Origin of the sequence: Limnohabitans sp., assembly GCF_044361645.1 — a bacterium.
Classification (GTDB): Bacteria; Pseudomonadota; Gammaproteobacteria; order Burkholderiales; family Burkholderiaceae_C; genus Limnohabitans_A.
Map to the genome: position 1 here is coordinate 1 of NZ_JBIKIL010000169.1, position 6,096 is coordinate 6,096.

Annotated in this window: 6 protein-coding genes; 3 read left to right on the top strand and 3 right to left on the bottom strand. The window is 61.4% G+C overall.

Annotated elements, in window-relative coordinates; translation table 11 throughout:
• The first annotated feature begins 98 nt into the window (after positions 1–98).
• The gene (locus tag ACIQ39_RS18110; RefSeq protein WP_396435982.1) at positions 99–776 is read left to right on the top strand and encodes a microcompartment protein; all 678 of its coding nucleotides are present in this window, start codon (positions 99–101) and stop codon (positions 774–776) included.
• Positions 777–1,109: 333 nt separating this feature from the next.
• Here ACIQ39_RS18110 and ACIQ39_RS18115 read toward each other — a convergent pair whose 3' ends face one another.
• Together ACIQ39_RS18115 and ACIQ39_RS18120 are read right to left on the bottom strand one after the other, a co-directional pair.
• Entirely contained in the window at positions 1,110–2,288 is a 1,179-nt protein-coding gene (locus ACIQ39_RS18115; RefSeq protein WP_396435983.1) for a HupE/UreJ family protein, read from the bottom strand.
• Entirely contained in the window at positions 2,285–3,511 is a 1,227-nt protein-coding gene (locus ACIQ39_RS18120; protein ID WP_396435984.1) for a tetratricopeptide repeat protein, read from the bottom strand. Before ACIQ39_RS18120 ends, ACIQ39_RS18115 begins: the two co-directional genes overlap by 4 nt.
• 125 nt (positions 3,512–3,636) lie before the next feature.
• Here ACIQ39_RS18120 and ACIQ39_RS18125 point away from each other — a divergent pair, with 125 nt between their 5' ends.
• Positions 3,637–3,819, top strand: coding sequence for a hypothetical protein (locus ACIQ39_RS18125; protein ID WP_396435985.1), 183 nt, complete (start codon positions 3,637–3,639; stop codon positions 3,817–3,819).
• 244 nt (positions 3,820–4,063) lie between these two features.
• On the opposite strand, the gene ACIQ39_RS18130 is transcribed toward ACIQ39_RS18125, so the two are convergent.
• Positions 4,064–5,419, bottom strand: coding sequence for a hypothetical protein (locus ACIQ39_RS18130; protein WP_396435986.1), 1,356 nt, complete (start codon positions 5,417–5,419; stop codon positions 4,064–4,066).
• Between the two features lie 253 nt (positions 5,420–5,672).
• Between ACIQ39_RS18130 and ACIQ39_RS18135 the strand changes: the two genes are divergently transcribed.
• Positions 5,673–6,096, top strand: a 424-nt coding sequence (locus tag ACIQ39_RS18135) for a glyceraldehyde 3-phosphate dehydrogenase NAD-binding domain-containing protein (RefSeq protein WP_396435987.1), incomplete at its 3' end; no start/stop codon positions are given.

Genomic DNA, 6,096 nt, shown 5'->3' on the forward strand with positions numbered 1-6,096 from the left:
GAAGTGGTGTCTTGCCACGTCATCCCACGCCCCCACGCTGATGTGACCAAAGCCTTTGACGGCAAGTGATCGCCAGCTGTTGCAGATAAGGAGGCCGCATGGCCACAAGCAAAAAAGCCACCGGGCCCACGAAACCGCCTGCCAAGCCGGCCGCTGAGCTTCGGGTTTACCTGACGCTCACCGACCTGCAGCCCCAGTTCTCCTCGTGGATGAGTTCGCCTTTGGGCGCACGCGGCTACGTGGCGATGCAAGGCACCCACGCGCTGCTGGTCGAGATCGCCCCCGGGCTGTCCATCCAGCGCGTGATTGACTTGGCCCTGAAAGCCGAGCCCACGCTGGAGCCGGGCATCTTGGCCGTCGAGCGGCAGTTTGGCGTGCTGGAGTTGCACAGCAAGGACAGCGCGGCACTCCAGCGCGCAGGCCAGGTCATCCTGCAGTGGATGGGGGCCAAGGCTGTAGACCAGCTGCGCCCGCAACTGCTGTACAGCGACATTCTGCAAAACGTGACCGACCAGCACGCCGTGCTGATGAACCGCACACGCCAAGCCAGCATGGTGCTGCCGGGTGACAACATGCTGCTCATGGAAGTGGCCCCGGCCTTGTTTGGTGCCCACATGGCCAACGAAGCCGAGAAAGTCGCCCCCGACCTGACCCTGGTCGAGTGCAGCATGATCGGCGCCAGCGGCCGCATGTACCTGACCGGCAGCATGGCTTCGCTGGAAAAAGCCAAGGCCCATGTGGAGCAACTGCTCGAAGAGATTCCGGGCAGGGGCTGATGCACTTTGCAGGAAGGGGCCGCAAGTCCCCCATCGGCTTTTGAGCCATGGGTTTGCGCGTGTGAAGTCTGAAATGGCCAAGGCCAAGCCCTTGGTTTCATGCACAGCCTTTTCTCTTTGGCAGCTGGGCCTTGAGCCGGGATCCAGAGCGCACTGCAGGTGTTCGCAAAGGGCGGCCGTGTGCACGGGGTCCCGGGTCTTCGCTCGGGATCACAAAAATAAACCCGGGGTCACAAAATTTGAATGCCTTGGATGCCTTGGATGCCTTGAATGCCGCCACTTCATTGGGCTGATCAAGCAATTGGCCATTGCCAAGGCGGCGTCACCTTGGCCTCAGGCCAGCCAGCCTGTGCGTTGCAGCGTCCAAAAAGTGCCCAACACCACGATGGCCAAAGACCCGCCTGCGACCACCACCCAGCGGTAAAAGAGGGTGCGTCGCAGCAACCAAGCCACAGGCAAAAACACCAGCACGATGGCGAGTTGGCCCAACTCCACACCGACGTTAAAGCCCCCCAAGGCGGCCAACAAAGCGCTGGCGGGCAAGCCCAGATCGAGCAACACGTTGGCAAAGCCAAAGCCGTGCACCAAGCCAAACACAAACGCCAAGCGCCAGCGCTTGAGTGAGCTCAAACCCAGCAAATTGTTCAGTGCGGCCAACACCACCGACAAAGCAATGGCGGGCTCCACCCAATCGGCTGGGGGGGTGAGCCACTCCATGATGGTCAAGCCCAGGGTGATCGAGTGCGCCAGCGTGAAGGCCGTGACCACGGCCAGCACATCCAGCACCACCGGCCTGGCGTGTTGCGCAGGGGCCCATTGCGTGACACGCCGGCGAGACGCTTGCAGCGGGGCCAGCACCAACAAGCTGAGCAAAAAGACAATGTGGTCGATGCCGATCCAGATGTGCCACACCCCCTCGATGGTGTAGCGGCCGAACACGCGCCAGGCGCTGCTTTGGGCTTGGCTCACCCGTGCCTCTGGGCGTTCAGGGCTGAGCAGGGCGCTGCTTTGCAAGTTCGGCAAGTCCACTTTCAGCAAGCCTCGGTGTAAATCGTCTTGCGCAAAAATCAAGCCGTAGCGCAGCTTCAACTCGGCATTGGCCAGCGAACCCAGCTCGGCGCATGCGGGTGTCCACTGGGCGCTGAGGTAAGTTCCATCGGCGTGTTGGCTGGCCTGCAGATCGGCCTCACCCAAGCGGCAGTTTTGCCCTGATGCGCTCAGCTGCAGGCCTTGGTCGAGCCAAGCCAACAATTCGGCACGGCGATCCTGGGTCTCGCCCCAGCTCACTTGTCCGTCGCGGTCAGCGTCGAGGTCAAAAATCAAGTCGACATCGCGCAGGTGCACATCGGCACGCAAGCTCAGCACACCGTCAGACCCGCTCAGCGTCAGGTAGCTGTTGCTGCTGGAGTGGGCCAGCACGGCCCCGGGCAGCAACAAGGCCCACAGCAGCATGCCCAGGGCGAGCAGTTGCCGCCCGCAATGGCGCAAATGGCGCAGCATCGGGGTGCTCATGGGCCTTCCTTAGACCAACTGGGGTGGGCCGTCAGTTGGCCAATGAGCTCGCGCAAAGCCGGTTCGGTGTAGCCGGTGGCTTGGGCCCAGTTGACCACCGGTTCGGCCACTCGGGCTTGCTTCAAGGCCAGTGCAGCTTGGGCAAACAGCAGGGCATCTGGCGGTTCTTTTTGCAGTTGCCAGTTCTCGACCGACAGGGCCAAACCCGCTGCCATGTCGTGGCCATAGGCGATTTGGTAAATCAATTTGGGCCGCTCAATCAGGGCTTCTTGGCGCAAGGCTTGCGATTGCAGGCGGGCTTGCATTTGGCCAGCCAAAAGGGTTTCATCGGCAGATTTCAACCCCCGGCTGGCCAACAAGGCCTGCACCAACAAGGCATCGGTCAAGCTGCTGGTGGCTTTGTTGGCGGGCCCGGTGGCCACCGCTTTGGCCTCTTTGAACCGGCCTTGCTGGTTCAGCAATTCGGCCAGCGACAGCCGCAGCAGATGCGCTTTGGGTTGGGCTTGCAGGCTTTGTTGCCACACGTTGATGGCTTGTTCTGGCTGGGCGGCCACGCGGAGGGCTTCGCCCAGATGAAAGCCGATCCAGACCTGTGACGAGGCGCCTTGGTGCTCGGCCGCGCGCATGGATTCACGCAGCAACTTCACGGCAGCGCTCGCTTGGCCTGTTCGGTAGTGCAAGACGGCGCGGTAAATTTGGGCTTCTGCGGGTCCAAACAATCGGTCTATCTCTTGGGCGTCTTGTTCAGCAGCGCGCATGTCGGCCAACAACAGGTGCAGCGCAAATCGCCAGGACCAAAACTCTGCCCGTTGGGCTTGTAAGCCAATGGCTTGCTGGATGTCTTGCAAGCCACCCGCAAAATCGTGAAACCCTTGCTTGACCAAGCCCCGCATGAAAAAACCATCTGCCGTCAACTCTTTGGCTTGCCACCAAGGGGCCATGGCGGCTTTGGCCGAGCCAAACCAGCGCAGGTCGCCCTCGCTGAACCCCAAAGTGAACACCGCACGGGCATAGGCCACGGCCGCTGACAAATCTTGTGGCTGGGCTCGCCAGGCTTGGTCCAGGGCCCGCAAGCTGCCAGCAGTTGCGCCCGAAGCATGCACCGACGAGGCCAGCACCACCGTGGCGGCAGAAGGCAAAAACCGCTCTTGCGCTGCGATGGGCAGGCCGCACAACAACAGCCCTGCGGCCAGCAAGGCCCGGCTTGAGCCTTGGTTTGACATGGGGCCGGTGCTGCTTTTGATAGGTGACAAATGTATGGGGTCTTTGTCCATCTTGGGCTGTTTTCGAGAATATCTGGCTAGCATCATTTGGTGTTTGAAATCGCAAACACTGATTCTGTGTCTTTTTGACAACCTCACTCCCAAAAGGTGTTTCTATGAAATTTGTGATGACCGCTATCGTTTCCGCCTTCATGTTGGTGTCTGCACCTGCTTTTGCCGGCAGCCACGGCGGCGGCAAAATGGACGACAAAAAAGTCGATTGCACCAAAAAAGAAAACGAAAAAAACCCAGCTTGCGTCAAGAAGTAATTCTTTAAGCACCAAGCCAAAACCCCTTTCGAGGGGTTTTTTTTCGACTGCAGCGCTGGCCGGCCAGCTGCGTTTTTGCGGCAGTCCGCTCAACCTTCAAACCGCCCCGACCCAGCACACCCTGTGTTCAAGCCGCATGCAGTGCCCCAAGCCACGGCAAAAGGCTGGGGCACCAAACCGCAGGCACAGCGCCCGCGTGAGCGGTCGTTTGTCGCGTGCCGGTTCGGTGCACTGATCTGTGCGATCAAGGCCCCACATACACCGGGGCAAAGCCGCCGCCCGGCGTTCTGAAGTTGGTGGTTTGGCCTTGGTACAGGCGCGCGGCCAGTGACTGCACTTGGCCGCCATAGCTGTAGTTGCGCACGTCGAACTTGAGGGTTTGCGCCGCTTCGCCGCCCGAGATGGTGCGCTCACCCGGCGCCACCAAGGCCTGGGCGATGTAGCCGCCCGCGGTAATCTCGGCCCACACCCGGCTGGTGAGCTTGTCGCCCCGGTAGGCGGCTTTGCCGCCGTAGCCTGCAAAGGGCTTGAAGAAAAATTGTTTGCGCGCCGCCCACAAGCGCTGGGCGTTGGCCGGTGTCACCACCTCGGTGTGCGGAATGCCCGCCAGCAACACGGCCTGGGTGGCCTCGGGCACACCCATGGCTTGCAGGGTGCCCGCCTGGCACAGCAGGGCCAGGTTGCGCTTGTCGGCCAGCAGGGCGTGGGCTTGCGGGTGGGGGGTGAGCACCACCGCGTCTTGCAAATAGGCTTGCCGCAGGTGCGCGTGCGCGGGCTCGGTCAAGGCAAAGTCGGTCAGGCGGTTGTAGACCAAGTCAATCGCCACGCCGTCCACCCACAGCTGCTGGTCGCGCCACACCAGCTGTGCCGGATCAACCACAAAGGCCTGGATGCCGTGCTGCTTGAACAGGTTTTGGAACAGCAAAAACTCGGGGTACAGGTACTGCTGCTCGGGCAGCGCGTCGACGATGGCCACCGTGCGCAAAACCCGCGTGGGCTGACTCAAGCGCCACTCGTTCTTGAACATGGCCACGAAGGCCAACTCCAGCGCATCGACTTGCGCCCCGGTCGGCACGTAAGCTTCAATCTCTGCACAACAAGCCCGCTGCGCCCGGGCCAACAAGGCATTGAGCAGCGCGCCACCCGCGTTGGTGTTGACCTCAATCAGGCCAAAACCTGGGCTTGGTTTGTCGGCGTCAGCGTGCGCCTGCGCGTGCCCATGTACATGGAAGTCGTAGCCCATGAACACGCTCTTGGCCCGCGTGGGGTGCCGCGCGATGGGGTCTGAGCGGGCCAGCACTTCTTCGCGGTAGGCAGGCAAGGCGGCCACCGACTCCAGTGCCGTGATGAGTTGCGCCATGCGCTGCACCTGCGCTTTGGGCAGCACCACCGGGCGCGCTGAAAACAGCGTGGGCAAACGGCCTTGCACCAGCGCAAACAGTTCAGGCTTGTCGATGCCAGCCGCCATGCTGTTTGCCAAGGCCTGATCGTCCAGGCTGATGCAAAAACATTCGCGGTTGAAGTTGTCCGCCGTGATGTGGGCGGTGGTGTGGGCGGTGGTGTGGGCGGTGGTGTGCACGGTGCTGGTGGCGATGTTCATGGCTTGCATCCTCGGGTCTGCGGGCATTGTCTACCCGGTGGCATCGGCATGCGGTTTGGCATGGTCCATGTGTTCTTGGGCGATTTTGCATTTTTCAGCGCCCCCGTTGCGTTGTCTGTCTGCCTGCATTCGAAGTGCGCAGGGCCTGGCGATGTATCGACCGGCAAAACTGGCTTAGGATACTTGCCTGTGTGTGCCCAACCGGATTGGGCACAAAGATCGACTTCCTCTCTTTAATGAATGTGAGACCCGCATGACTCTTCGAATCGGCATCAACGGCTTTGGCCGCATCGGGCGCATGGTGTTGCGCGCCGCCGTGCAAAACTTCCAAGACGTGCAGATCGTGGGCATCAACGATTTGCTCGAACCCGAGTACCTGGCCTACATGCTCGAGTACGACAGCGTGCATGGGCGCTTTCAGGGCAGCTTGTCGGTCGAGGGCTCGACCTTGATCGTGAACGGCCAGCGCATCCGCCTGACGCAAGAGCGCGACCCCGCGAATTTGAAGTGGCACGAGGTGGGCGCGGATGTGGTGATCGAGGCCACGGGTTTGTTTTTGGACAAAGACAGCGCGGGCAAGCACTTGAGCGCGGGCGCCAACAAGGTGGTGATGTCTGCGCCTTCCAAAGACGACACGCCCATGTTTGTGTTCGGTGTGAACCACGCCACCTATGCCG

What these genes read in the sequence shown, in the direction of transcription:
- ACIQ39_RS18110 (WP_396435982.1), top strand. Translation starts at nt 99, where the DNA reads ATGGCCACAAGCAAAAAAGCCACCGGGCCCACGAAACCGCCTGCCAAG.
- ACIQ39_RS18115 (WP_396435983.1), bottom strand. Translation starts at nt 2,288, where the DNA reads ATGAGCACCCCGATGCTGCGCCATTTGCGCCATTGCGGGCGGCAACTG.
- ACIQ39_RS18120 (WP_396435984.1), bottom strand. Translation starts at nt 3,511, where the DNA reads ATGTCAAACCAAGGCTCAAGCCGGGCCTTGCTGGCCGCAGGGCTGTTG.
- ACIQ39_RS18130 (WP_396435986.1), bottom strand. Translation starts at nt 5,419, where the DNA reads ATGAACATCGCCACCAGCACCGTGCACACCACCGCCCACACCACCGCC.